Raw genomic sequence first — 25,160 nt, forward strand, 5'->3', positions numbered from 1 at the left:
CGCAAAAAAGGGCAGACCGGGATCACGCGTTGCCGACGACCAGCGGCAGGCGGCAGGTCAGGCGGCCAATAAAACGTCCGGTCAGGCGGCGGGGACCTCGGCGGCGCGGCGGGTGACCGACGCCCGGATCACGGTCATCGTCAGAACCAGGGTGATCACGGCCGTGACCGACAGCAGCGCCAGCCCCAGCCCGTACGACCCCAGCTCCCCATAGACGAACCCCATGAGCAGCGGCGGCACGAACCCTCCGAGCCCGCCCGCGGCCCCCACCAACCCGGTGACGGACCCCACCTTGTCACCCGGCGCGACCTGGGCGACCAGCGCGAACGTGGCGCCGCTGCCCGCGCCGAGCGCGGCGGCCATGGTGAGGAACGCGATCGTGCCGAGCGGCATCAGCCCCGGCGTGAGCGCCTGCACCCCCGCCATCACAGCGATCGTCGCGTACGCCCCCGCCAGCACGGGCACCGGGCCGACGCGGTCCGACAGCCAGCCGCCGATGGGCCGCAGCAGCACCGCCAACACCACGAACCCGGCCATCCGGTTGGCGGCGTCGCCCTGTTCGAGGCCGTAGCCGGTCTGCAGGTAGGCGGGCAGGTAGACGGAGAAGGCGACGTACCCGCCGAACGCCACCGCGTACAACACGCAGGCCTGCCAGGTGATCGGCAGCCGCAGCGCGGCGGACATGCGCGCGGTGAGCGGCTCGGTCGCCACCGTGCGGCCGGGCGCGTCCCGCAGGACGAGCCAGGCGACGGCGGCGTAGCAGGCCAGGACGACGGCGGTGATCAGGAACGGGGTGGCCGCCCCGCCCGCCTTGACCAGGCTCACGGTGGTCAGCGCGCTGATGGCGGTGCCGCCCATGCCGGCGCCGAAGACGCCGACCGCGAAGCCGCGCCGCCGCGGCGGGAACCAGGCGTTCACGAACGGCACGCCGACGGCGAAGACCGTACCGGCGATGCCCAGGAAGAAGCCGCCCGCCAGCAGCGCGGCGAACGACGTCTGCCCCGCCACTCCGATGAACAACACGGGCACGATGGTCGCGGCGGAGATCAGGGGGAACATCACGCGCCCGCCGAACCGGTCGGTGAGCGCGCCCACGGGGATGCGGCCGATCGAGCCGACGATCACCGGCACGGCCACCAGCAGCGCCTGCTGCGCGGCCGACAGGCCGAGCAGCTCCTTCAAGCGGGGGCCGAGCGGGCTGAGCAGCGCCCAGGCCCAGAAGTTCACCGCGAAGCCCAGCGTGGCGAGGGCGAGCATCAGCACCGGGCGGTGGCCGGTGGGCGAGGTGTTCTTCATGTCTTCCTCACAGGTGTTGCGTGGAGTCGCGGCGCCGGCTCACGGGGGATGCCGGTGCCGCCCAGCCTGAGCCGGGTGTGGAAGTCCTCCACGGCGGCGAGCACAGCCGTGGTGGTGGTGGGGCGGCGGCCGGTCAGCGACTGGTGGTAGGCGGTGGCGGTGTGGACGGCCGCCGTCATGTCGGCCAGCGGCTCCCCCGGCAGGCGGCCGTCCGTCACGGCTGCCGCGATCCAGGCCAGGTAGGCGCGGGCCCGGCGCAGGTAGACGGCCCTGCTGGAGGGGGCGAGGTGGGAGCGGGCCAGGGCGGCGGTGTAGGCGCGTAACAGCGCTTCGTACGGGGCGGGCAGCATCCCGGCGGCCCTCACCCGGTGGTGGCGAGCAGCGCCGCGCCGAGGTTGCGAGCCGCGCTCATTTCCCGGCCCCCGTCGGCACGGCCCGCCGCCGGTAGACGATGTACGGCCGCCACAGGTAGGCGATGGGCGCCGACCACACGTGCACGAGCCGGGTGAACGGCCAGATGGCGGCCAGCAGCCAGGCCGACAGGGCGTGGAGCTGGAAGACCAGTGGCACGTCCGCCATCAGCGCGGGATCGGGGCGGAAGGTGAGCACGCCGCGGAACCAGCCGGCGATGGTGGCTCGGTAGTCGTAGCCGCCGCCGAGCAGGTTCTCGCCGATGGTCGCGCTCACGCCGAGCAGCACAGTCACGCCCAGGACGGCGAACAGCACCTTGTCGGCGGTCGTGGTGGTGCGCCGGACACGGGGGCTGGTGAGGCGGCGGGCCAGCAGCAGGCCGAGCCCGGCGACGACCATCAGCCCGGCCACGGTGCCTGCGCTCACCGACACGAGGTGGTAGAGGTGCTCGTCGACGCCGATCGCGGCGGTCCAGGTCTTCGGTACGAGGAGGCCGAGGGCGTGTCCGGCGATGGCGGCGAACGCGCCGAGGTGGAACAGCGGCGAGCCGAGCCTCAGCAGGCGGCTCTCCAGCAGCTGGGTGGTCCGGGTGGTCCAGCCGAACTGGTCGACCCGCCAGCGCCAGACGTGGCCCACGACGAAGATCGTCAGGGCGATGTACGGGATCACGACCCAGAGCGCGACGCTCACGGCCGTACCTCCCTTCCGTCCAGCGGCGGATCGTACGAGTCGAGGGGCGGGCCGTACGGATCGAGGGGCGGGCCGTACGGGGAGAGGGGCGGGCCGTACGGGGCGAGGCCGACCTCCTCGGCGGGCGGCCCCGCCAGAGCGAGGTCGGCGACGGCGGCGCGGTCGGCCGCGGACAGCTCAGGCAGTTCGGCGCAGAGCGCGTCCAGCACCAGCGCGTACGCCGACCCGCCCGAGCGCAGCGCCGACCGGATCAGCTCCAGCCCCTGCCGGTGCTGCCGCAACGGCGCCTCACCGGTGACGGCCCCGGCCAGCGCGGCGAACTCGCAGACCACCGGCAGGAAGTCGGGCAGCTCCCCCTCGGGCGGCACGAGCCCGGCCACCCGGTAGCGCTGCTTGAGCGTGAGCAGCGCCATCCCGCGCCGCCGGGTGTCCCCGTGCAGGTAGTAGGTGAGGTAGAGGCTGGACTTGCGGCGCAGGTCGAAGGTCTCGACGTAGGACCGGGCCAGCGGCATGGCCTCGCACTCCCGATACCACTCGGTGAAGGCGATCAGGGGGTCGCGTCCCGGCGAGGCGGGCAGCGCGGCGGCGGCGCGGCACAGTGCGTCGCGGGCGGCGAGCAGGCCGGCGTCGGGGTACTGCAGGAGCAGCGACACCAGCCGCATGAACGCGGCCCGGTCCTGCGGGGGCCTGGCGCGCCGTCCGGCGCGTGCGGGCCTGGTGAGTGCTCTCACGCCGCACCTCCCGTTGCGGGCCTGGTGAGTGCTTTCACGCCGCACCTCCCGTGCCACCGGTGAAGAGCTTCAGCGCGGTACGCCCGTCCGAGCGTCTCAGGGTCAGCCCGGTCGGCGGGACGCCGCCCATGCCGGGCCCGCCGTCACCGTCGAGGCTGCACCCGTCCGGCAGCCCGGCGAGGGCGGCGGCGTCCTCGCGGTGGGCGGCGGGCACGATGTAGCGCTCCTCGTACTTGGCGATGGCCAGCAACCGGTACATCTCCTCCATGTCGGTCGCCGTCATGCCGACCGGCTCCAGCAGCTCGGTGGGCCGGCTGCCGTCGATGGTCCTGGCCCGCATGTACGCGCGCATGGCCGACAGCTTCATCAGCACCCCGGCCACCACCTCGGTGTCCCCGGCCGCGAAGAGGCTCGCCAGGTAGTCGAGCGGGATGCGCAGGTCGGTGATGGCGTGGAAGACGTTGTCGGGGTCGTCGGCGTCCGCGCCCACGCCGGTGACGGCGTCGAGCACGGGCGACAGCGGCGGGATGTACCAGACCATGGGCAGCGTCCGGTACTCGGGATGCAGCGGCAGCGCCACCCGGTAACGCATGGCCAGCCGGTAGACGGGCGAGCGGCGGGCGGCGACGATCCAGTCCTCGCTGATGCCGGCGGCGCGGGCGGCCTCCATGACGGCCGGGTCGTCGGGGTCGAGGAAGACCCGGCGCTGGGCCTCCAGCAGGTCGCGCGGATCCTCGACGCGGGCGGCGCCGAGGACGGCGTCGGCGTCGTACAGGACGAGCCCGATGTAGCGCAGCCGGCCGACGCAGGTCTCGGCGCACACGGTGGGCTGCCCGGCCTCGATGCGCGGGAAGCAGAAGGTGCACTTCTCGGCCTTGCCGGTGTTGTGGTTGACGTACACCTTCTTGTACGGGCACGCCGACACGCACATGCGCCAGCCCCGGCACCGGTCCTGGTCCACGAGGACGATGCCGTCCTCCTCCCGCTTGTACATCGCGCCCGACGGGCAGGCGGCCACGCAGGCGGGGTTGAGGCAGTGCTCGCAGATGCGCGGCAGGTGGAACATGAACGTCTTGTCGAACTCCAGCTTCACCTTCTCCGCCATGGCGGCCAGGTTGGGGTCGGCGGGGGCGTGCTCGGGCGCGCCGCCCAGGTCGTCCTCCCAGTTCGAGCCCCAGGTGATGGACGTGTCCTCGCCGGTGATGGCCGACTTGGGGCGGATCACCGGGGTGTGCGGGCCGGCGGGGGCGTTGAGCAGGGTGTCGTAGTCGTAGGTGACGGGCTCGTAGTAGTCGTCCAGGTCGGGCAGGTCGGGGTTGGAGAACAGGTTGAGCAGCCGCTTGATCCGGCCGCCCGAGCGGAGCTTGAGCCGGCCGCGCCGGTCGAGCTGCCAGCCGCCGCGCCAGCGTTCCTGGTCCTCGTAGCGCTTGGGGTAGCCGACGCCCGGCTTGGTCTCGACGTTGTTGAACCAGACGTACTCGACGCCGTCCCGGTTGGTCCAGGTCTGCTTGCAGGTGACGGAGCAGGTGTGGCAGCCGATGCACTTGTCCAGGTTCATCACCATGGCCACCTGTGCCATGACCCTCATCAGTAGGTCACCTCCTGGGCGCGGCGGCGGATCACGGTGATCTCGTCGCGCTGGTTGCCGGTCGGCCCGTAGTAGTTGAAGGCGTAGGTGAACTGCGCGTACCCGCCGATGAGGTGGCTGGGTTTGAGCATCAGGCGGGTGAGGGAGTTGTGCACGCCGCCGCGCCTGCCCGACCGCTCGGTGAGCGGCACGTTCACGTTGCGGTCCTTGGCGTGGTACATGTACACGGTCCCGGCCGGCATGCGGTGGGAGACGACGGCTCTGGCGACGACCACGCCGTTGCGGTTGTACGCCTCGATCCAGTCGTTGTCGGCCACCCCGATCCGGGTGGCGTCCTCGACGCTCATCCAGATGGTGGGCCCGCCGCGCGACAGCGCCAGCATGTACGCGTTGTCCTGGTACTCGGAGTGGATGGACCACTTGGAGTGCGGGGTCAGGTAGCGGACGGTCACCTCGGCGGCGTCCCCGTCGCCCTGCTCGCCGTAGTGGCGCGGCAGGTTGAGCGGCGGCCGGTAGGCGGGGAGCTGCTCCCCCAGCTCGATGATCCAGTCGTGGTCGAGGAAGAAGTGCTGCCGGCCGGTGAGCGTGTGCCACGGCTTGTCGCGTTCGACGTTGATCACGAACGCGGAGTAGCGGCGCCCGCCGGTCTCCGAGCCCGACCACTCGGGCGAGGTGATCACCGGCTGCGGCCTCGACTGCGTGTCGGCGAACGTGATGCGCTTGCCCTCGTGCTCGGCGGCCAGGTCGGCCAGCCGGGTGCCGGTGCGCCGTTCCAGCGTCTCGAACCCTTGCGTGGACAGGCGGCCGTTGGTGGTGCCGGACAGCGCCAGGATGGCCTCGCACATGCGGTCGGCGCTCTCCAGCGAGACGCGGCCCTCGGGAGTGACGCCGTTCTTGTCGCGCAGGCGCACCAGCTCGGGCCCGACCTGGTAGGTGATGCCCTTGGTGGTCAGCCCGAGCTTGCCGAACAGCGGCCCGATGCCGCGCATGCGCTCGGCGACGGCCGCGTAGTCGCGCTCGATGGTGACGATCTTCGGCATCGTCCTGCCGGGGATCGGCTCGCACTCGCCGCGCCGCCAGTCGAGCACCCGCCCGCCGGGCTGGGCCAGCTCGTCGGGGGTGTCGTGGGTGAGCGGCACGGCCAGCACGTCCGTGCGCCTGCCGAGGTGCTCGGCCGCCAGCGCGGAGAAGGCGTCGGCGAGGCCGAGGAAGACGTCGTAGTCGGCGCGGGTCTGCCAGGGCGGGGCGATGGCCGGGTTGAAGGCGTGCACGAACGGGTGCATGTCGGTGCTGGACAGGTCGTGCTTCTCGTACCAGGTGGCGGCGGGCAGCACGACGTCGGCGAACAGCGCCGTCGAGGTCATCCGGAAGTCGATCGTGGTGAGCAGGTCGAGCTTGCCCTCGGCGGGCTCTTCGCGCCAGGTCACCTCGGCCGGGCGGGCGCCTTCCTCGTTGCGGGTCTCGGCGTCGGTGCCGAGCAGGTGGCGCAGGAAGTACTCGTTGCCCTTGCCGGACGAGCCGAGCAGGTTGGCCCGCCAGACGGTGAGCACGCGCGGGAAGTTGGCCGGGTCGCCCGGGTCCTCGGCGGCGAAGCGCAGGCGGCCCGCGGTCAGCTCGTCCACCACGTGCTCGGCGACCGGGACGCCCTTGGCCTCGGCCTCGTCGGCGAGCACGAGCGGGTTGCGGTCGAACGTCGGGTGCGACGGCAGCCAGCCCAGCCGGGCGGCCTGCGCGTTGCAGTCGGCGAACGACCGCCCCTCGAACAGGCCCTCGCCCAGCGGGCTGGCCAGCTCGTCCGCCCCGATCTTCTCGTAGCGCCACTGGTCGGTGGCCAGGTACCAGAACGCGGTGCCGGCCATGTGCCGGGTCGGCCGCTGCCAGTCGAAGGCGAAGGCCAGGTGCTGGAAGCCGGTGATCGGGCGGACCTTCTCCTGGCCGACGTAGTGCGCCCAGCCGCCGCCGTTGACGCCCTGGCAGCCGGTCAGCGTGGTCAGGGTCAGGAACGCGCGGTAGACCTGGTCGGAGTGGAACCAGTGGTTCGTGCCGGCGCCCATCGCGATCATCGAGCGGCCCTGGGTGACCTCGGCGTTGCGGGCGAACTCGCGGGCGATCCTGGCGGTCGTGGCGGCCGGGACCGAGGTGATCTCCTCGGCCCAGGCCGGCGTGTACGGCTGCGCCGCGTCGTCGTACCCCGTCGGCCATTCCCCCGGCAGGCCGTCGCGCGCCACCCCGTACTGCGCAAGGAGCAGGTCGAACACGGTGGTGACGAGCCTGCCGCCCACCTCGGTGACGGGCACGCCGCGCCGCATCACTGAGCCGCCCTCGGTCTCCCCCTCGTCGAAGCGCGGCAGGTCCACCTCGACCGCGCGCCCGCCGAGCGTCGAGTGAGCGGGCGTCGCACCGTCCAGGCCGAGCAGCGTCAGCGTGGGTTCGGCGCCGTCCAGGTCGAGGTTCCAGCGGCCCTCGCCCTGCTGGCCCCAGCGGAAGCCGAGCGAGCCGTTCGGCACCACGGGCACGCCGCTGCGCTGGTCCAGGAAGACGGTCTTGAACTGCGCGTTCTCGCTCTGCGAGCCGAGGTCGGCGGCGGTCAGGAAGCGGCGCGGCACGTACGCGTCGCCGCGCGGCTCCAGCGTGACCAGGAATGGCAGGTCCGTATATTTCCGGACGTAGTCGGTGAAGTAGGGGACCTGGCGGTCGCGGAAGAACTCCGAGAGCACCACGTGTCCCATCGCCATGGCCAGCGCGCCGTCGGTGCCCGGATGCGGCGACAGCCAGTCGTCGGCGAACTTGACGTTGTCGGCGTAGTCGGGGCTGACCGCGACCACCTTGGTGCCCTGGTAGCGGGCCTCGGTCATGAAGTGCGCGTCCGGCGTCCTGGTGACAGGGATGTTGGAGCCCCACATGATCAGGTAGCGGGAGTTCCACCAGTCGGCGGCCTCCGGCACGTCCGTCTGGTCGCCCCACACCTGCGGCGAAGCGATCGGCAGGTCGGCGTACCAGTCGTAGAAGGACAGCAGCGTGCCGCCGATCATCGACAGGAACCGGGTGCCGGCCGCGAACGAGGCCATCGACATGGCGGGGATCGGCGAGAACCCCACGACCCGGTCGGGCCCGTACCGCTTGATCGTGTGCACGTGCGCGGCGGCCATCAGCTCCTGGACCTCGTCCCAGCTCGACCGCACGAACCCGCCCTTGCCGCGCGCCCGCTTGTAGGCCCGCGCCCGCTCCGGGTCGCCGGTCAGCTCCGCCCACGCCAGCACGGGGTCGCCCAGCCGCTCGCGGGCCTCCCGCCACATCTCCAGCAGCACCCCGCGCACGTACGGGTAACGCACGCGGGACGGCGAGTAGGTGTACCAGGAGAACGACGCGCCACGGGGGCAGCCGCGCGGCTCGTACTCGGGCGATCCCGGGCCCACCGACGGGTAGTCGGTCGCCTGGTGCTCCCAGGTGATCAGGCCGTCCTTGACGAAGACCTGCCACGAGCACGAGCCCGTGCAGTTCACCCCGTGGGTCGAGCGCACCACCTTGTCGTGCGCCCACCGGTCACGGTAGAACCGGTCCCACGCGCCCGGGTCGATCTGGTGCAGGGTACGGCCGTCGGCGGACACCTCCGCCTTGGTGAAGAACTTCCTGGCAGCAAGCAACGGCCCCATGCCGGGGATCGCGTCGATATCACTCACGACGTCAGTCTGAGACCGATCCCCGGCCCGGGGCAGGGACCAAAGTCCCTAGTGAGAGGTCCGATGGACCATGGGCTACCAGGTGACCCAGAGGTCCTGGAGGCCGCCCGAGATCATGCCGGTGCGCAGGCGCAGGTCGTCGGGATGGTCGCGAAGCCTTAGGCCGGGCAGGCGGCTGGTCAGCGTGCCGAGCACCACCTGCAGCTCCAGCCGGGCCAGCGGCTGCCCGAGGCAGTAGTGCGGGCCCGCGCCGAACGTCAGGTGCTGCGCGCTGTTCTCGCGGCGCGGGTCGAACCTGTCGGGGTCGGCGAACTTGGCCCTGTCGCGGTTGGCCGCCGGGATGTGCGGGATCACCGTGCTGCCCGCCGGCACCATGGACTCGCTCAGCTCGACGTCCTCGGTGGCGAACCTGGGCACCCCGCCGAGCACCGACAGCGTGCTGTCCAGGCGCAGCACCTCCTCGACGGTGCCGGGGACCAGGTCGGGGTCGTCCACGACGTCCTCGTAGCGGCTCCTGTCGGCCAGCAGCATGGCCGCCATGATGGCGATCATGTTGGACGTCGTCTCGTGCCCCGCCAGCAGCAGCGCCCGCACGGTGGCGATGAGTTCCTGGCGGCTGAGCCGGCCGTCCTCGGCGTCGGTGATCTGGGTCAGCTCGCTGAGCAGGTCGTCGCCCGGGTCGGCGCGGTTGCGGTCGATCAGGTCGGAGACGTAGCCGTTGAACTCGCGGTAGGCCTGGTCGACCTCGGCCTGGGTGTAGCGGGTCAGCGTCAGCATGACGCGCGACCAGTGCGCGAGCCTGTCCTGGTCCTCGGCCGGCGCGCCGACCAGCGCGCAGATGACGCGTACGGGCAGCGGCAGCGCCAGGCCGGCCGACAGGTTCCCCGGGGAGCCTTTGGCGAGCATGGCGTCGAGCAGGTCGTCGGTCATCGCCTGGACCCTGGGCCGCCACAGGTCCATCCTGCGCAGCGTGAACCAGCCGCTGAGCAGCCGCCGCCAGCGCAGGTGCCCCCGGCCCTCGCGGATCTCGGTGGCGCTGGCCCTGCGGCGGTTGAAGAGCCCGCCGTCCTCGGTGGTGGCCAGCCTGGCGGCGCCCTGTCTGGCCAGGTCGCGGCTGAAGCGCGGGTCGGCCATGACGGCACGGGCGTCGTCGTACCTCGTCACCATGGCGGCCACGTCGCCGCTCGGCAGCCGTACGTGCGCCACCGGGCAGCTCTCGCGCAGCTCGGCGAGCTGCGGCGGCGGTTCCAGAGCGGTGGGGCGGTCGAACGGGAAATCGGGGATCGCGTCAGCCATCACCATTGTCCTCCGACTGGGGAGTCCGGCCTCTTCGAATATAGAAAGATCATCAATTGCTGACAATCGTCCTGACTCGATGAGAACGGATTCGCCGCCCACCACCCGGAACCTCTAGTGAGCGGCTTCGTACTGCTCCACGACGGTGGAGGCGATACGGCCCCGCTCGCTTACCGGCAGGCCCTGAGCCTTGGCCCAGCGCCTGATCTCGGTGGCCTTCTCACGGCTGACGGCGCGCGAGGACAGCGCGCCGGGGCGACGGCCGCGCAGCACGCGGTCGGCGCGGACAGCGCGGGCCTTGGTGATATAGGGCGCCAGAGCCTTCTCCAGCTTCTCCCTGTTCGTGCCCGACAGATCGATCTCGTAGGTCACTCCGTCGAGCGCGAACCTTGTCGTGCCCTCGGCCTCACTGCCGTCGATGTCATCGATAAAGGACTCAACAATACGCTTCGCCATAAGGGTGCTCCAATTAACGTCACGGGCTGCAGGTACTGTAGCCCGCTTCAGCACATCGTGCATCACCGAGGGGGCTGATACCTGCGCAAACGACTTTAGCGAACCCGCCCCGCACCTGGACGTGACTTGCGCATGATGGAAGGAGACAGATGCTCGTCCGAGACCATCCGCGGCCCCGCATTGAAGTCGAATTCAAAGATTCCCTTGCTGCATAGGGCTTTCCGGCAAGGGCCCGGCCCGCGTCAGGAGTCTTCCGGGACGCGCGCCGTGGGCTCTACCTGCCGCGCCGTTTCCCAGAGATAGTCGAACTGCTCGACCCAATAGGCGTACCAGCGCTCGTGGCGCTCGCGGGTGAGGTCGACGTGCATACGCGCGAAAGTCGACCGGCCCGCCCCGTGCAATTCGACGATGGCGCGGCCCTGCCAGGCCTCGGGATCGGTGAGGACGAGGCTGAAACCGGGGTTGTAGGGGAACAGCCGGTACTCCACCTTTCCCGGCGTCTTCCAGCCGGCCATTCGGCCGAGCCGTTCCAGGACCGCGCCGAGCGCGACGGGCAGGCTCTGGATCTGGTGGTCGTCCGACTCGTCGAGCTGCCTGCGGGCGATCCCGACGGCGTCCTGCCGGTCGGGGTCGAGCACCACGACGCGCACCCGGGCGTCCTGGTGCTGCAGCACGCTGGTGCGCAGGGTCTCGCACACGTACGGGGAGAGCAGGTTGGCGGCGGAGGGCGCGAAGATGCGCACGTCGCGGACCCCGTCGAAGAGCCTGGGCACGGGGGTCTCGTCGAAGTCGGCGCGGTCGCCGAGCACGTCCCTGCCGCCGCGCGGCTGCTCGGGCAGGGTGGCGCGGTAGAGCAGCACGCCGATGCCGGCCAGCACGGCCGCCCACTTGACCTCCTCGGACACGACGTCGCTGATCACCGAGACGACGGCGAAGAGGAGCAGGATGAAGGCCATCGTGTAGGTCTCGATGTTCTGGCGCGCCCGCACGTCGGTCTTGATCCGCCGCAGCAACCTCATCGCCACCGCCTCACGTCGGCCCCGGTCCTGACTCCATTCTGGTGCGCCGCCGCCGGGCCCGCCCATGAAACTTTCATCCCCGCGGCCACCGGCCTTCCGGCCACCGACCTGGGCGGAGTCGTGGAGTGCCGCAGCGGTGCAGGCCAGATGTGCAACCGGTTGCAGGAAGCGCTTCACGATCGCGATCCGGCTGTGGTTGACTCGCCCTCACTTCGGGAAAGCGCTTACCCATTCCTTGTCTCGAAACGGAGTTCGGCGTGCGCGAAAACGAACGTATCGGCAGAAGGCTGGCGGTTGTGCTGGCCACCGGCCTCCTCGCGACCGGAGGACTGGTGGTCGCGCTCAACAGCCCCGCCTCGGCCGCCCCGTCCAACGGCAACTACACGCTCGTCAACGCGGGCAGCGGACTGTGCGCCGCCGTACCGAACCAGAGCACAGGCGACGGCGTGCAGCTCGTGCAGAGCGCCTGCTCGGGCGGCGCGGGGCAGGTCTTCACGCTCACCGCCTCGGGAAGCAACTACACGATCAAGGCGCAGCACAGCGGCAAGTGCGCCGGCGTGCGCGACGCCTCCACGAGCGCGGGCAAGGCCGTCCAGCAGGAGGGCTGCACCGGGGGCAGCTCGCAGACCTGGCAGCTCACCGCGTCCGGGTCGGCCTACCGGGTGGTCAACGGCAACGGCGGCAAGTGCCTCAACGTCAAGGACAACTCAACGACGGCGGGCGCCGTCCTGCAGCAGAACTCCTGCGACTCGGTCGCCACCAAGCAGTGGACGCTGCAGCCCGCCGGCGGCTCCGGCCCCGACCCGACCACCACGCCGACGCCGACGCCGACCGTCACCCCGACCAGCGGCGGCGGGGACGGCAGCGGCGCCTGGCCGAGCGCCACCGGCAGCGTCAAGCTCGCCGACACCCAGCAGGTCACCAACTTCGACGGTGGCATGAAGAGCTACTACGGCATCGGCGACGGCGGCCAGAGCGAGAGCCAGGACCCGATGTTCGAGGTCGCCAACGGCGGCACGATCCAGAACGTCATCATCGACGCCCCGGCCGGCGACGGCATCCACTGCCTCGGCTCGTGCACCATCCGCAACGTGTGGTGGAACGACGTCGGCGAGGACGCGGCCACGTTCCTCAGCTCCAGCTCCTCCGCGACCTACCTGGTGGACGGCGGCGGCGCCAAGTCCGGCTCCGACAAGGTCTTCCAGCACAACGGCGCGGGCACGGTGACCATCAAGAACTTCCAGGTGCACAGCTCCGGCAAGCTCTACCGGGCCTGCGGCAACTGCTCCTCCTCCTACAAGCGCAACGTGGTGATGGACGGCGTGACCGCCCGCTCCACCAAGGTGCTGGCCGGCATCAACACCAACTGGGGCGACACCGCGCGCTTCAGCCGGATCACGGTGTACGGCAGCGCGGTGATCTGCGAGAAGTACAAGGGCGTGCCGAAGGGCAGCGAGCCCACCAAGATCGGTGAGGGCGCCGACGGGGTGAACTGCCTCTACTCCTCCTCCGACATCACCTGGCGATAGAACCCTGGAGCCCCCGGCCTGCCACCGGGGGCTCCCTTCTCACTCCGAGCGGTCGTCCGGGATGGTGGCGAGCTTGTCGGGGTTGCTGACGACGTAGACGTCGCGCACGTGCTCCCCGTCGGCCGCCAGGTCCAGCACCATCACGGCGAGCGGCCCGTCCTCGGCGAACAGCACGACGGACGGCTCGCCGTTGACCTGCCGGTAGCGCAGCTCCACGTCCTCGTTGTGGCGGGTGCCCGCGACGATCGTCCTGGCCACCTTGTCCCGGCCGCGGATCGGGCGCGGCCCGCCCACCGGCGACTTGCCGCCGCCGTCGGGCCAGAGCGTGACGTCGGGCGCGAGCATCTCCATCAGCGCGCCCAGGTCGCCGCCGAACGCGGCCTCGACGAACCGCTCGGTGACCGCCTGGTGCGTGCGCCGGTCGATGCGCGCCCTCGGCCGCCGCGCCTGCACGTGCTCGCGGGCCCGGTGCGCGATCTGCCGGACGGCGGCCGGGCTGCGGTCGAGCATCGTGGCGATCTCGGTGTGCCGGTAGGCGAACACCTCGTGCAGCACGAACACCGCCCGCTCCAGCGGGGTGAGCGTCTCCAGCACCACCAGCATCGCGATCGACACCGACTCCGCCCGCACGGACGGCTCGGCCGCGTCGGTGGCCAGCGGCTCGGGCAGCCACGGGCCCAGGTAGGTCTCCTTGCGCCTGCGCAGCGCGCTCTGGTGGGCGAGCGCCTGGTTGACCGCGATGCGCACCAGGTAGGCGCGGTGGTGCTCGATCTCGTCCAGGTCCTTGGCCGACCAGGCCAGCCAGGTCTCCTGGAGCACGTCCTCGGTGTCGCCGACCGTGCCGATCATGTTGTAGACGATGGAGAACAGCAGCTCCCGATGGCCGGCGAACACCTCGGAGGCCCTGCTCTCCCGCTCTTGCGTCCGTTCCATCCCCGCTCCCCGGTGCCGGTCCTGTCGGTCTCGCGATTAAGAGGGCTCCGGGGTCGCCGACTGTGACGCGGACGACGAAGATGTGATCCGCATCATAGGAACCCCCTGCAAGTGTCACAAACGCGACCGCCAGGACGTCTTAGAGGTACCTGAGTGACAGCGAGGTGAATCATGGCCTGGCGGATCGCCATGGACGCCACCGAGGCGACGCTCTCGGCGGGCGCGTCCGACGAGCCCCTTTACACGTTTCCCGAACTCGACGGCGCCTTCTACCTTCGCCCCGGCGGCGAGCTGGCGGGCTTCGCGCTGCGGCTGCCGCTGCGCTCCGGCCGGGGCGAGCCGCGCGACCTGTGGTGGGAGGCCGCCGACCTGGATCGCGAGGGCCGGGCCTGGCTGCGGTACGGGCAGCAGGAGGTGTGCAGGGCCGTGTCCGTGCTGTGCCGGGAGATCCCGGGCGAGCGGCCCTACGAGAAGATCGTCCTGGAGACGGCGTTCTCCTCCTGGGGGCTGCGCCTGCCGGGCGTCCCGCTGCTGCGCCCGCGCCGGGTGACGTTGCGGCTGTTCAGCGAGCTGCGGACGGTGGTGCCCCACTGAGACCTCCGTTTGCCCCCTGCTCAGCGGTCGCGAGCGCCCGCCAGCTCCTGCCCGTCCTCCGACGCGTCATCGTCGTCGTCGATCAGGAACCCGCCCGACTGGTGCCGCCAGAGCCGGGCGTACGGGCCCTGCGCCTGGAGCAGCTCGCTGTGGGTGCCCTGCTCGACGACGCGCCCCTTGTTGAGCACGATCAGCCGGTCCATCCGGACGACCGTGCTCAGCCGGTGGGCCACCACCAGCGCGGTGCGCCCCTGCATCAGCCGCCACAACGCCTCCTGGACGAGGATCTCGCTCTCGGAGTCGAGGGCGCTGGTGGCCTCGTCCAGCAGCAGGATCGGGGCGTCGCGCAGGATGGCGCGGGCCAGCGCGATGCGCTGCCGCTGCCCGCCGGACAGCTTGACGCCGCGCTCCCCCACCAGCGTGCCGAAGCCGTTCGGCAGCGACTCGGCGAACTCCGTGACGTGCGCCGCCCGCGCCGCCTGGAGGATCTCGGCGTCGGTGGCGCCCGGCCGGGCGAAGGCGATGTTGTCGCGGATCGACCGGTGGAACATCGCCGGCTCCTGCGGCACGTACGCGATGAGACTGCGCAGGTCGGCCTGGCGCAGGCGGGCGATGTCCTGGCCGCCGATGAGGATGCGGCCGCCGTCGATGTCCATGAGCCGCAGCAGCAGCCGGGTGAGCGTGCTCTTGCCGCCGCCCGACTGGCCGACCAGCCCGATCCTGGTGCCGCTGCGGATGTCGAGGTCGAGCCGGTCGAACAGGGGCGGGCCGTCGCCGTAGGCGAACCGCACCCGGTCGAAGCGCACGCTCGCGTCGGCGGGCCGCAGCGGCAGCGGGTCGGGCGGGTCCACCACGGTCGGCGGGTCGAGCAGCAGCTCGGTGAACTGCGCGGCCTCCGTGAGCACGCTCTCCAGCCGCCGGTAGATCTGGTTGAACTCGAACATGATGCTGATCGTGTTCGTGTAGTAGGTGAAGGTCACCACGATGGCCTCCACGCCCAGCCCGCCGCGCAGCGCCACGGCCAGGAGCAGGCCGACGGCGCTGGTCAGGACCGACATCGGCGCGACGACGGTGTCGACGCGCAGGTTGCCGTAGTCCCACGAGCGCAGCGACAGCCTCGCCTGCTCGGCGATCCTGGCGCGGTGCTCGGTCGCCTCCCGGTCCTCGGCGGCGAACGCGCGTACCGTGTCCATGTTCGACAGCACGTCCGCCACGTGGCCCGACACCAGCACCTTGGCCGCCTCCCGCTCGTCCACCAGCGCCTGGCGGCGGCGGATGAGCGGCGCGACCAGGAAGCCGGTGACCACGATCAGCCCCAGCAGCACGATGACCAGCAGCGGGTCGTAGCGCCACAGCACCACTGAGGCGAACGTGAGCGGCACCAGCTTCGCCATGATGGAGAACGTCATCGTGTCGACGAAGTCCTCGAACCTGCTGGAGAAGCCCAGCACCCGCTTGGTCAGCGACCCGGCGAAGTTGTCGTGGAAGAACGCGGCGTCCTTGACGAGCAGCTCGTCCATGCCGACCACGCCGAGCCGCTCGATGCCGCGCGCGTCCGTGCGGTTGAGGAAGTGCAGCCCCACCCGCCAGAACACCTCGCCCGCCAGCAGCAGGCCGCCGAAGGCGAGCACGTACGGCAGCAGCACGCCGACCTCGCCGTCACCGCCGCCCGCCAGGTGCCCGACGAGCCCGGCCACCGCGAGCGGCGCCAGGTAGAACAGGCAGACGTTGCCCAGCGCCGGCAGCGTCAGCGCGGGCGCGGCGACCCGCCACTGGCGCTTCAGCTCGCCGGAGTAGTGGCGCAGGACCAGCATGATCGCGGCTTTGCGCGGGGACGGAGTGTCTCCGGAGCCTTGTCGTGTTCCGAGCACAGTCATCCGCCCTCCCCGAACGCCAGACACCCGCCGTCGTCATGCTGCCGCAGTCCGTACGCGAGGAGCGACTGATTTTTTCCCGCCCGGTCAGGGACAGCGGTCATCCTCCTCGGCCGGAGGGGGCGCGTTCTCCAGGAAGTCCCTGGTCGTGGTGGTGTAGGCGGAGCACAGCACCTTGCCGACCCGCGTCGCCCGGCCGTCGCCCAGCCGGGTGGTGGGCACGCCCATGGCGTGCACGCTGCGCTCCACCGCCACGCTCGACACCGCGACGATCGTGTCGCCGTGCCGGTCCACCCAGCGGAACGCCTCCCAGAGCAGCGCCCTGGCCAGCGACCCGAACCCGGCCGCCAGCGCGCGGGACCGGCCTGGGCGGGTGGCCAGCCGGCTGAGCTCCCAGACGGCCGGGTCGCGCGGGGCCTGGCCGCCGCGCAACGCCGCGGAGAAGACGTCGCGCAGCATGTACGGGCCGTGGGTCGGCAGCAGCCGGCAGCACCCCGTCACCTGCCGGCAGCCGTCCTCGTAGGCGATCACGTAGACCGGCTGGCAGTCGTCGTAGAAGTCGCGTTCCCTCCCGTGCAGGCTGGCCACGTCCCAGCGCAGGCGCTCGTAGAACACCTCGTGGCGGAGCCGGAACATGCCGTCGAGCAGCCATTCCGGCAGCTCGGCCGCGCGGCCGACCGCGACCGCCCGCGTGCACTTCTTCCCCGTCGCCTCGTTCAAGCGCACCCCCGCGAAACCCCTGCCGGCCCCCTGGCCGATCAGCTCTTGTTCGCGCGACGAACGCCCCTGGACTACGGCCGGGGCGGTTGATCGCGACGACCGGCGTGACCGTCGTGCGCGCGACCGGCGTGCCGGGCGGAGGGGGTGCTCCGCCCGGCGGGTTCACGGGGTCAGAAGGCCAGCTCCTTCCAGGTCTTCACCTCTTCGGCGGTCAGCGTCCTGGCCAGGACGGCGGCGCGGTCCACGCCGCCGGTCAGCCGCTGGCCGCCGCCCTGGTCGGCGCCGAAGCGCAGCGGCCGGGCGGTGCAGCCGGTGATGCCGTCGGCGGTGACCTGCCCGGTCGCCAGGCGCGCGCCGTCCACGTAGAGGGCCAGCCCGCCGGTGCGGTCGAGGGTGACCACGAGGTCGATCCAGCGGCCGGCGGGCAGGGTGGCGTCCAGGGTGACGTTCGCGCCCGCGCCGATGAAGCGCACCTTGCCGGCCGGGGTGACGTCGATGAGCACGCCGTCGGTGCCGGGGTCGCCGGACGGCTGGGAGTCGAACAGCCGCCGGTACCCGCTGCCCACGATCTTGACCTCGGCGGCGAACGTGGCCTCCCGCACCACGCCGAGCGCGGTGTTCGCGGTGGTCAGGTACGTGTTGCCGTCGAGCGTCAGCCCGCTGCCCGTCGGGGCGGTGTCGTCGTAGGCGGCGGGGCCTCCCGCGACGGTGGCGTGACGGCCGTTGCCCGAGCTGTCGGCGACCGTGCCGCCCTCCTTGGGGTCCCAGGCGACCAGGACGGAGCCGGACGGCGCGGGCGCGCACGGCTCCAGGGCGAGCACGGCGGTGGCCGCGCCCTTCCACGAGTCGCCGGTGACCGAGGCGGACAGCACCGCCCGCCGCGTCCCGTCGGCGGGCCCCGGCGTGACGGTGAAGGTGGCGGTGCGCGTCCGGCCGGGCGCCACGCCCGCCAGGTGCCGGGTGGCCGGTTCGACGCTCCAGCCGTCCGGTGCGGTGAGCGTCACGTCGGAGGCGGGCACCGGCCTGCGGCGGGTGGCGGTGACGGTGAGCCTCGCCTCGAACGGCGTGCCCGGCGTGGCGGTGCCGGGCGTCCGCAGGGCGACGGCGGCCTCGTTCTGGATGGTGTACGTCTTGCCCGCGCGGGCGTTCCAGCTCAGCGTGTCGCCGTCGCGGCGCGGGCCGACCTCGTGCCCCTGCTCGTCGTGGACGCGGTAGCGGCCGGCGATGAACGACGACCTGACCTTGATCGGCCCGGTGCGGCCGGGCCGGACGGTGATCGTGTCGGGGGCGCCGTCCTTCCAGGCGGCGTCCACGGTGACGTCGCCGCGGGCGCGCAGGCCGCGCACCGAGCCGTCCTTCCACGCGGACGGCAGCGCGGGCAGCACGTGCACCACGTCGTGCTGGCTCTGCAGCAGCATCTCGGCGATGCCGGAGGTGGCGCCGAAGTTGCCGTCGATCTGGAACGGCGGGTGGGTGTCCCACAGGTTGTCCAGCGTGGAGGCCTTGAGCTGCTCGGCGAGCATCTTGTGGGCGTGGTCGCCGTCCAGCAGCCGCGCCCAGAAGTTGATCTTCCAGGCCTTGGACCAGCCGGTGCCGCCGTCGCCGCGCGCGGTCAGCGACACCTTCGCCGCCTCGGCCTCGGGGGTGCCGGGCGTGATCTGGTTGCCGGGGTGCAGGGCGTACAGGTGGGAGACGTGCCGGTGGGTGTCGGTCTTTGCGTCCCAGTCGCTCTTCCACTCCTGGAGCTGGCCCCAGGAGCCGACGCGCAGGCCCGGGTCGAGTTTGGCCAGGGCCGCGCTCAGCTCGTCCTGGAAGCTCTCATCGGTGTTCAGCTTCTTCGCCGCGGCCAGGGCGTGGGTGAACACCTCGCGGACGATCTGCTGCGACATGGACGCGCCCGCCGAGAAGTCACCGTGCTCGGGCGAGTAGCTGGGCGAGACGACGAGCTTGCCGTCGCGCGGGTCGGTGTGCAGGAAGTCCAGCCAGAACTCGGCCGCGCCCTTGATCACCGGGTACGCGGTCTCGCGCAGATAGCCGAGGTCGCCCGTGAAGCGGTAGGTGTCGTACAGGTGCTGGGTGGTCCAGGCGGCGGCCTCGGGGAACCAGAAGGAGCTGGCGTAGTTGTGCACGCCGGTGAAGCCGAACGGGTTGGTCTCGTTGTTGACCACCCAGCCGCGCGCCCCGTACATCTCCTGCGCGGTCTTGCGGCCGGGCGCGACCAGCGAGGTGATGTAGCGGTCGTAGGGCGTGGTGGTCTCGTGCAGGTTGGTCTGCTCGGCGAGCCAGTAGTTCATCTGCAGGTTGATGTTGACGTGGTAGTCGGCCGACCAGGGCGGGTTGGTGACGTTGTTCCACACGCCTTGCAGGTTGGCCGGGAGCAGGTCGTTCTCGCGGGAGGAGGCGATGAGCAGGTAGCGGCCGTAGGCGAAGAACAGCGACTCCAGCGCCCGGTCGGCGGCGGAGTCGCCGCCGGTGTAGCTCCTGCGGAGCTGGTCGGTGGGGATCTGCGGCGGCGAGCCGCCGAGGTCCAGCCTCACCCGGTCGAACAGCTCGCGGTAGTCGGCCACGTGCGCGCGCCTGAGCTGGTCGTAGCCCTGGGCGGCGGCGGTGTCCACGGCGGCGGTGACCTTGGCGTGCGGGTCCTCGCCCCGGTAGGCGGGGTAGGCGTCGGCGTAGTCGGTGCCGGCCGACAGCACGAACACGGCGCTGTCCGCGCCGGTGACGGTGATCTTGTCTCCTGCGTCGGTACGGGTGCCGCCCTCGGTGATCACCTGCACCTGGGCCTCGAAGTTCATCTTGTTGTCGCGGAGCTGCCCGCGGATCGTGAGCCGGCCGTTCGCGGCGGTGACGGTCTTGTCGTCGCGCGGCGAGGTGTGCCGCAGCGTGAACGACACCTTGCCGCCCTGGTCGGCGGAGATCCTGCCGACGATCACGTTGCCGGGGTTGCTGGCGAAGTACTCGCGCGAGTAACGCACCCCGTCGGCGGTGTAGCCGACGCGGGCGACGGCCTCGCGCAGGCTCAGCTCGCGCCGGTAGCCGGTGGGGGCGGCAGAGGCCTCAGGGCCGAAGTCGAGGAACAGGTCGCCGAACGTCTGGTACGCGCCGAAGCCCGTCTTGGGCTGGCCCAGCTTGGCGGCCACGGCGTCCGGCGTCATCCTGCCGTCGCGGTCGATCTGCGCCTGGACCTCGTCGATCGCCCCCGGGCGGGGCGTCTTCCAGTTGCCGAAGTCGTAGCCGGAGACGCCGGGGCCGCCCGTCCACAACGTCTTCTCGTTGAACTGGAGCTGCTCGGACGCGACGCCGCCGAAGACCATCGCGCCCAGCGGGCCGTTGCCGATGGGCAGGGCCTGGGTCTCCCAGTCGGCGGCGGGCTTGTCGTACCAGAGGGATAAGTCATCGGGTGTCTCGGCCGTGGCGGCGTTCGCGCCGAGCGGGGCGGACAGGCCCGCGGCGAGAGTGAAGACGACGATCAAGGCGCTGCTGAAGCGTCGTCGCGGGGGGTGCGGCACGGAATCCTCCGATCACAGGAGCCTTGATCCAAGGAGATAGCACCGAAATCCGGATGTAACAAGTCTTCTCATCCGATGTTTCGTGGGGAACGCTGGGTGGTACAGCAACCATGCGGCACGGACGTATCCGTCCGATCATCGAGGGCGTCGAGCATCCGTCAACGATCCGTCGACACGTATGCCCTATCTTCGTACGCCATGTCCACTGACCAGGTCGCGGCAGAACGCACCGCTCCCCAAACGCTCCCCGAGAGCGACACCCCGCCCGGCGAAGAAGCCAACGGCGGGGTCCTCTACCTGCTCGAACGCATCGGCTCCGTCATCGTCCCGATCGGCGTGACGCTCTACGCGGTGCTCTACCTCGGCGTAGAAGCGATGTACCAGGTCTTCGGCATCAGCCCCCAGCAGGCGGGCATCGACCAGTCCGTCCTGCTGGGCCGGTTGATGGGCACGCTCATCCTGATGCTGCTGATCCTCATCCCCACCCTCGGGCTGGTCGTCGGCCTGTTCTGGATCCTCGACAAGCTGACCCGGGGCGCGTTCGGCCGGCTCATCGAGGGCATCCGGCGGCGGCCGTGGATCGCCGCCCTGATCGCCGCGCTGTGGTGCGGCGCCACGTACTGGGGGCTGTTCACCCTCTTCGGCGACCTCGACCTGGCCGTCATGGTGGTCGTGGCCGTGGGGCTCGGCGTGCTGACCTTCCTCGTGCCGTTCCGGCTGCTGCGCCGCAAGCCGGTCGGACGCGCCGCCACCAAGGTCCTGCTCGGCGCCCTCACCGGGGTGGGGCTGGGCTTCCTGCTGATCCTGGCCATGGTGCAGGGGGCGCTGGAGGTGCAGGAGACCGGGCAGGCCAACGATCTGCTGGGGTACGTCGGCTTCCAGGACCAGTGGACGATCATCAAGAACGCCGAGGACGACAAGCCGCTGTACGACGGGCGGTGGATGATGTTGCTCGGGGAGAGTGACGGGACGTACATCTTCTACGACTGCGACAAGTACGAGACCTTCCGGCGTCCCATGGAGACGACCAACCTGGGCTCGATCCAGCTCGACCCCGAGCGCGAGCAGGGCTACACCTGCGGGTCGCTCGCCGAGCAGCAGTAGCACCACGCACGGAGGGACGCGGCGTGCGGCCGGAGGGGGCAGCACGCCAAGCGACGCCCGGCACCCGGCACCCGGCGCACGGCACCCGGCGCACGGGGCGACGCGGCACGGCGCGCGGCTGGGTGCACGACCCGCCGCCCGGGGGCGCGGGCCAAGGCGGGCGGCAGCTCCGAACACAGGCGTGGCGGGGCGTGCGGCGGGAGGTCCGGCAGGGTGTGCGGCCGGAGGGGCGGTCGAGGCGTGTGGTGGGCGGGTCAGGGTGGGTCGGTCGGGGGGTTGAGGGTGGTCAGGAGGGTGCGGACGTCGGCGGCGTCGGGCGAGCCCTGCCGCTCCATGATCGCGAGCGCGCCCGTCAAGCAGGCCGTGGCCCGGCTGCGGCGGCCGAGGCCGTGGAGGGCCCGGCCGAGTACGGCGAGTGCCTTGCCGCGCATCCACCCCTGGTCGGCCTCGTGCAGCATGGCCAGCGACTCCTCGGCATGATCCACGGCCCGGTCGGGACGCCCCATGAGGAGGTAGGTCTCGGCCATCCTGCGCAGGGTCAGCCCCTCCCAGGCGTGCTGCCTGAGCCGCTGGAACTCGGCGCGGCCCTCGCCGAAGCGGGTGAGGGCCTCCTGGTGGCGGCCGGCGGAGCCGAGTGCGACGGCGAGCTGGTAGAGGATCTGCGGGTTGGGCCGGCCGCCGCCCAGCTCGCGGGTGATGGCGACGGCCCGCTCCCCGACCTCCACCCCTTCCTCGCCCCGCCCGGCCTCGGCGAGTACGAGCGCCAGGTTGCCCATGAGGATGGCCTCCTCGGAGCGGTGGCCGAGGGTGCGCCAGGTGGCGAGGGTCTCGTTGTACATGGCGATCGCCTCGTCGTAGGCGCGCCTGTCGTGGGCGAGCATGGCCAGGACGTTGACCGCGCAGGCGTGGTCCGCCGGGCGGGCGTCGGCGCGGTCGCGCACGGCTCTGGCCTCGGCCTCGGCCGCCTCGGTGTCCCGGCGGGCGTAGAGGATCTCGCCGCGCTTGCGGCGGGCGTGCGCCTCGGCGGTCCATTCGCCGCGTTCCGCGGCGGCGGCGGCGAGCCGCTCGACGACCCGCTCGTAGCCGCTGGGGCTGGACTCGAAGTCGAAGACGAGGGTCATCATGTCGAGCAGCGACACGGCGTCGTGCAGCGCGGTGCCCGGGGTGTCGGCGATCTGGTGGAGGCAGCCGAGCATGCCTTCCTCCTCGGCCTGCCCCCACTCGATGGCGGCGTCGAGGTCGGCGAACGACGGGCGGGGCGCGGTCGTCTTGACGTAGTCGAGCACCGGGTCGCCGGGGTACATCACGTCCACGAGCCAGGCCATGGCCGCCAGGTAGTGGCCGAGCAGCCGGTCGAGGGCCTGGCGTCTGGGCTCCTCGCCGTCCAGGCGGGAGCGGGCGTAGAGCTTGAGCAGGTCGTGGTGGCGGTAGCGGCCGGGCGCGGGCGACTCCATCAGGTGCACGTTCACCAGCGCCTCGCAGAGCTCCTCCGCCTCGGCCTCCGTGACGTCCAGCACGGCCGCCGCGGCGGGTGCGGGCAGGTCGGCCGCGTTGGGCACCGCCAGCAGCCGGAACGCCGCCGCGTGCGCCTCGTCGAGCTGGTCGTAGCCGAGGGCGAACGTGGCCTCCACGGCCAGGTCGTCCACGCGTAACTCGGCGAGGCGGCGCCGCTCGTCGGCCATCCGGTCGAGCATCCTGGCCAGGCTCCAGCCGGGGCGCGCCGCCAGCCGCGAGGCCACGATCCTGATCGCGAGCGGCAGGTATCCGCAGGCCCGCATCAGCTCGTGCGCCGCCTCCCGCTCGGCGGCCACCCGTTCCTGCCCCACCACTTTGGCCAGCAGTTCCAGCGCCTCCTCCGGGCGCATCGCCTCCAGGCCGAGGTGGCGCGCGCCGGAGAGCGCCGACAGCCTGGCCCGGCTGGTCACCAGCACCGCGCATCCGGCGGTGCCCGGCAGCAGCGGGCGCACCTGTCCCGCGCTCGCCGCGTTGTCGAGCAGGACGAGCACCCGCCGCTCGGCCAGCAGCGAGCGGTAGAGCGCGGCCCGCTCGTCCAGCTCCTCGGGCAGCGCGGCCATGTCGGCGCCGAGCGCGCGCAGGAACCCGCCGAGCACGGCCTCCGGCGCCAGCGGGCGGGGGCCCGCGCCCTGGAGGTCCACGAAGAGCTGGCCGTCGGGGTAGGCGGCGGCCAGCCGGTGCGCGACGTGCACGGCCAGCGTGGTCTTGCCCATGCCGCCGGCGCCGGCCACGGCCGAGATGACCAGCGCCGAGCCGTTGCCCTCCTGGAGGGCCCGTTTCACCTGCTCGACGTCCGGCTCCCGGCCGGTGAAGTCCGTCATGTCGGCGGGAAGCTGACGCGGCACCGGCGTCGCGGCCTTGCCCGTCCCCTCCGGTTCGGCGCCGAGCGCGGGGTCGGCGGAGATGATCCGCCGGTACAGCTCCGCCAGCTCCGGCGACGGGTCGACGCCCAGCTCCTCGGCCAGCAGCTTCCTGAGGTCGGTGAACACGCCGATCGCCTCGGCCTGCCTGCCTGAGCGGTACAGCGCCAGCATCAGCAGGCCGGCCATCCGTTCTCTGACCGGGTGCTCCGCGCAGAGCGAGGTGAGCTCGGCGACGACCTCCGCGTGCCTGCCCTGCTCGACGTCCTCGCCGAGCCTGCGTTCCAGCAGCGTGAGCCGCCGCTCCGCCAGCCGCGCCCGCTGGGCGTGCGCGTATCCGCCGTCCAGGCCGGTCAGCGGCTCGCCCTGCCACAGCGCCAGCGCCTCGCCGTGCCGTCCCTCGCGCGCCAGCTCGTCCAGGACGGCGAGGTCGCAGACGCCGGCGGTGAGCGCGTAGCCGCTGCCGACGGAGGAGATCGCGTCCGGGCCGAGTGCGGAGCGCAGCCGGGAGACGTAGGTGCGCAGGGTGCCGACGGCGCTGCGCGGGCGCGCCTCGCCCCAGATGGCGTCGAGCAACTGGTCCTGGGCGACCACCCTGCCGCCGGCCACCAGCAGCACCGCCAGGACCAGCCGCTGCTGCGGCGAGCCGACGTCCACCTCGGCGTCGTCCCGCCACGCCCGGACGGGGCCGAGCACCGAGAACCGCAGCTCAGGATCATTCATGGGGTACCACGGCGACGCGCTCGTCTCCTCTGCCGGGACCGGCGCCTCGCGGGAAACGGCGAGAACGCGAATCCCGCTCGCGCAGGCATCAGCTGATCAGGGCAAGCATCATAGGGGACGCCCGCGGGGCGGCGTGGCCCGTTCCGCCCCTCGGGATCGGCGGCTTTTCGGCCCGTTTGTTACGGCTATGAGTCGCGCCTGCTCAGCAGCCTGGGCAGGGCGGCGAGCGTCGCGCCGCCCGCGCCGCCGCCGCTGAGCAGGGCGCCCGGCCAGTGGGCGCCGGAGGCCAGGACGAGGGCGCAGGTGATCGCGGCGATCATGATCGACAGGGTGAGCGTGAGGAGCTGGCGCGTGGTGAACAAGGTGGTTGTCCCCTCGGAGGTGTTGGATGCGGCCACCTTGCGGTCTGGTGAACGCCTCCTGCCAGCGCTCCAAACATGCTCGGACGGGGCCGAACAAGGCCGAAACAATCCGGCGGCCCTCCGATCCCGTCCGGACTCGTCCGGATTAATCCGGAAATCTCGGTGCGGTGCCGCTCTTGGGTCGGATGGGCAGACGATCAGCTGATGTGACCTGCGATACCGGATGAGATGGGATCTGCGAAGTGGCGTCTATCGTGAAATCTCTTCTGG

18 protein-coding genes are annotated in these 25,160 nt (G+C 71.7%); 3 read left to right on the plus strand and 15 right to left on the minus strand.

Annotated elements, in window-relative coordinates:
* Positions 1–81 precede the first annotated feature (81 nt).
* The 9 genes from ABD331_RS09870 to ABD331_RS09910 form a co-directional block, all read right to left on the minus strand.
* Positions 82–1,296, minus strand: a complete 1,215-nt coding sequence (locus ABD331_RS09870) for an MFS transporter (protein ID WP_344472861.1) — start codon at positions 1,294–1,296, stop codon at positions 82–84.
* Positions 1,293–1,646 carry a hypothetical protein gene (locus ABD331_RS09875; protein WP_344472863.1) on the minus strand — a complete coding sequence of 118 codons (354 nt, stop codon included), beginning with the start codon at positions 1,644–1,646 and terminating at the stop codon, positions 1,293–1,295. Before ABD331_RS09875 ends, ABD331_RS09870 begins: the two co-directional genes overlap by 4 nt.
* 58 nt (positions 1,647–1,704) lie before the next feature.
* On the minus strand, positions 1,705–2,397 hold the full coding sequence (gene narI, locus ABD331_RS09880) for a respiratory nitrate reductase subunit gamma (RefSeq protein ID WP_344472865.1): 693 nt from the start codon (positions 2,395–2,397) through the stop codon (positions 1,705–1,707).
* Complete coding sequence (gene narJ, locus ABD331_RS09885) at positions 2,394–3,128, minus strand: nitrate reductase molybdenum cofactor assembly chaperone (protein ID WP_344472867.1); 735 nt, start codon at positions 3,126–3,128, stop codon at positions 2,394–2,396. Before narJ ends, narI begins: the two co-directional genes overlap by 4 nt.
* Before the next feature lie 34 nt (positions 3,129–3,162).
* Positions 3,163–4,716 (minus strand): nitrate reductase subunit beta, encoded by a 1,554-nt coding sequence (gene narH, locus ABD331_RS09890; RefSeq protein WP_344472869.1) that lies wholly within the window; start codon positions 4,714–4,716, stop codon positions 3,163–3,165.
* Positions 4,716–8,369, minus strand: coding sequence for a nitrate reductase subunit alpha (locus ABD331_RS09895; RefSeq protein ID WP_344473401.1), 3,654 nt, complete (start codon positions 8,367–8,369; stop codon positions 4,716–4,718). The genes narH and ABD331_RS09895 overlap by 1 nt, the downstream gene beginning before the upstream one ends.
* Before the next feature lie 102 nt (positions 8,370–8,471).
* Entirely contained in the window at positions 8,472–9,692 is a 1,221-nt protein-coding gene (locus ABD331_RS09900; RefSeq protein ID WP_344472871.1) for a cytochrome P450, read from the minus strand.
* Between the two features lie 114 nt (positions 9,693–9,806).
* Positions 9,807–10,148: a histone-like nucleoid-structuring protein Lsr2 gene (locus tag ABD331_RS09905; protein ID WP_344472873.1), complete on the minus strand. Its 342-nt coding sequence runs from the start codon at positions 10,146–10,148 to the stop codon at positions 9,807–9,809.
* 242 nt (positions 10,149–10,390) lie between these two features.
* Positions 10,391–11,167 (minus strand): type III secretion system chaperone family protein, encoded by a 777-nt coding sequence (locus ABD331_RS09910; RefSeq protein ID WP_344472875.1) that lies wholly within the window; start codon positions 11,165–11,167, stop codon positions 10,391–10,393.
* A gap of 257 nt (positions 11,168–11,424) precedes the next feature.
* Between ABD331_RS09910 and ABD331_RS09915 the strand changes: the two genes are divergently transcribed.
* Complete coding sequence (locus ABD331_RS09915; protein ID WP_344472877.1) at positions 11,425–12,696, plus strand: pectate lyase; 1,272 nt, start codon at positions 11,425–11,427, stop codon at positions 12,694–12,696.
* 39 nt (positions 12,697–12,735) lie between these two features.
* Here the strand turns inward: ABD331_RS09915 and sigJ are convergent, their stop codons facing one another.
* Positions 12,736–13,629, minus strand: a complete 894-nt coding sequence (gene sigJ / locus ABD331_RS09920; RefSeq protein WP_344472879.1) for an RNA polymerase sigma factor SigJ — start codon at positions 13,627–13,629, stop codon at positions 12,736–12,738.
* Between the two features lie 171 nt (positions 13,630–13,800).
* On the opposite strand from sigJ, the gene ABD331_RS09925 reads away from it, so the two are divergent.
* Positions 13,801–14,223, plus strand: a complete 423-nt coding sequence (locus ABD331_RS09925) for a hypothetical protein (RefSeq protein WP_344472881.1) — start codon at positions 13,801–13,803, stop codon at positions 14,221–14,223.
* 20 nt (positions 14,224–14,243) lie between these two features.
* Here ABD331_RS09925 and ABD331_RS09930 read toward each other — a convergent pair whose 3' ends face one another.
* From ABD331_RS09930 to ABD331_RS09940, 3 genes are all read right to left on the minus strand, one after another.
* Entirely contained in the window at positions 14,244–16,037 is a 1,794-nt protein-coding gene (locus tag ABD331_RS09930; RefSeq protein WP_344472883.1) for an ABC transporter ATP-binding protein, read from the minus strand.
* Positions 16,038–16,184: 147 nt separating this feature from the next.
* On the minus strand, positions 16,185–16,817 hold the full coding sequence (locus tag ABD331_RS09935) for an acyl-homoserine-lactone synthase (protein ID WP_344472885.1): 633 nt from the start codon (positions 16,815–16,817) through the stop codon (positions 16,185–16,187).
* A 170-nt stretch (positions 16,818–16,987) separates the two neighbouring features.
* Positions 16,988–20,290: a glycosyl hydrolase family 95 catalytic domain-containing protein gene (locus tag ABD331_RS09940; protein ID WP_344472886.1), complete on the minus strand. Its 3,303-nt coding sequence runs from the start codon at positions 20,288–20,290 to the stop codon at positions 16,988–16,990.
* Positions 20,291–20,524: 234 nt separating this feature from the next.
* Here ABD331_RS09940 and ABD331_RS09945 point away from each other — a divergent pair, with 234 nt between their 5' ends.
* Positions 20,525–21,430, plus strand: coding sequence for a hypothetical protein (locus ABD331_RS09945; RefSeq protein WP_344472887.1), 906 nt, complete (start codon positions 20,525–20,527; stop codon positions 21,428–21,430).
* A gap of 254 nt (positions 21,431–21,684) precedes the next feature.
* Here ABD331_RS09945 and ABD331_RS09950 read toward each other — a convergent pair whose 3' ends face one another.
* Positions 21,685–24,528 (minus strand): AfsR/SARP family transcriptional regulator, encoded by a 2,844-nt coding sequence (locus tag ABD331_RS09950; protein WP_344472888.1) that lies wholly within the window; start codon positions 24,526–24,528, stop codon positions 21,685–21,687.
* A 185-nt stretch (positions 24,529–24,713) separates the two neighbouring features.
* Entirely contained in the window at positions 24,714–24,890 is a 177-nt protein-coding gene (locus ABD331_RS09955) for a hypothetical protein (protein ID WP_344472889.1), read from the minus strand.
* Positions 24,891–25,160 lie beyond the last annotated feature (270 nt).

Source organism: Nonomuraea monospora (assembly GCF_039531895.1).
Lineage (GTDB): Bacteria > Actinomycetota > Actinomycetes > Streptosporangiales > Streptosporangiaceae > Nonomuraea > Nonomuraea monospora.

Coding starts and splice junctions, on each gene's coding strand:
- ABD331_RS09870 (WP_344472861.1), bottom strand. CDS start 1,296: ATGAAGAACACCTCGCCCACCGGCCACCGCCCGGTGCTGATGCTCGCC.
- ABD331_RS09875 (WP_344472863.1), bottom strand. CDS start 1,646: ATGCTGCCCGCCCCGTACGAAGCGCTGTTACGCGCCTACACCGCCGCC.
- narH (WP_344472869.1), bottom strand. CDS start 4,716: ATGAGGGTCATGGCACAGGTGGCCATGGTGATGAACCTGGACAAGTGC.
- ABD331_RS09895 (WP_344473401.1), bottom strand. CDS start 8,369: ATGGGGCCGTTGCTTGCTGCCAGGAAGTTCTTCACCAAGGCGGAGGTG.
- ABD331_RS09900 (WP_344472871.1), bottom strand. CDS start 9,692: ATGGCTGACGCGATCCCCGATTTCCCGTTCGACCGCCCCACCGCTCTG.
- ABD331_RS09905 (WP_344472873.1), bottom strand. CDS start 10,148: ATGGCGAAGCGTATTGTTGAGTCCTTTATCGATGACATCGACGGCAGT.
- ABD331_RS09910 (WP_344472875.1), bottom strand. CDS start 11,167: ATGAGGTTGCTGCGGCGGATCAAGACCGACGTGCGGGCGCGCCAGAAC.
- sigJ (WP_344472879.1), bottom strand. CDS start 13,629: ATGGAACGGACGCAAGAGCGGGAGAGCAGGGCCTCCGAGGTGTTCGCC.
- ABD331_RS09925 (WP_344472881.1), top strand. CDS start 13,801: ATGGCCTGGCGGATCGCCATGGACGCCACCGAGGCGACGCTCTCGGCG.
- ABD331_RS09930 (WP_344472883.1), bottom strand. CDS start 16,037: ATGCTGGTCCTGCGCCACTACTCCGGCGAGCTGAAGCGCCAGTGGCGG.
- ABD331_RS09945 (WP_344472887.1), top strand. CDS start 20,525: ATGTCCACTGACCAGGTCGCGGCAGAACGCACCGCTCCCCAAACGCTC.
- ABD331_RS09950 (WP_344472888.1), bottom strand. CDS start 24,528: ATGAATGATCCTGAGCTGCGGTTCTCGGTGCTCGGCCCCGTCCGGGCG.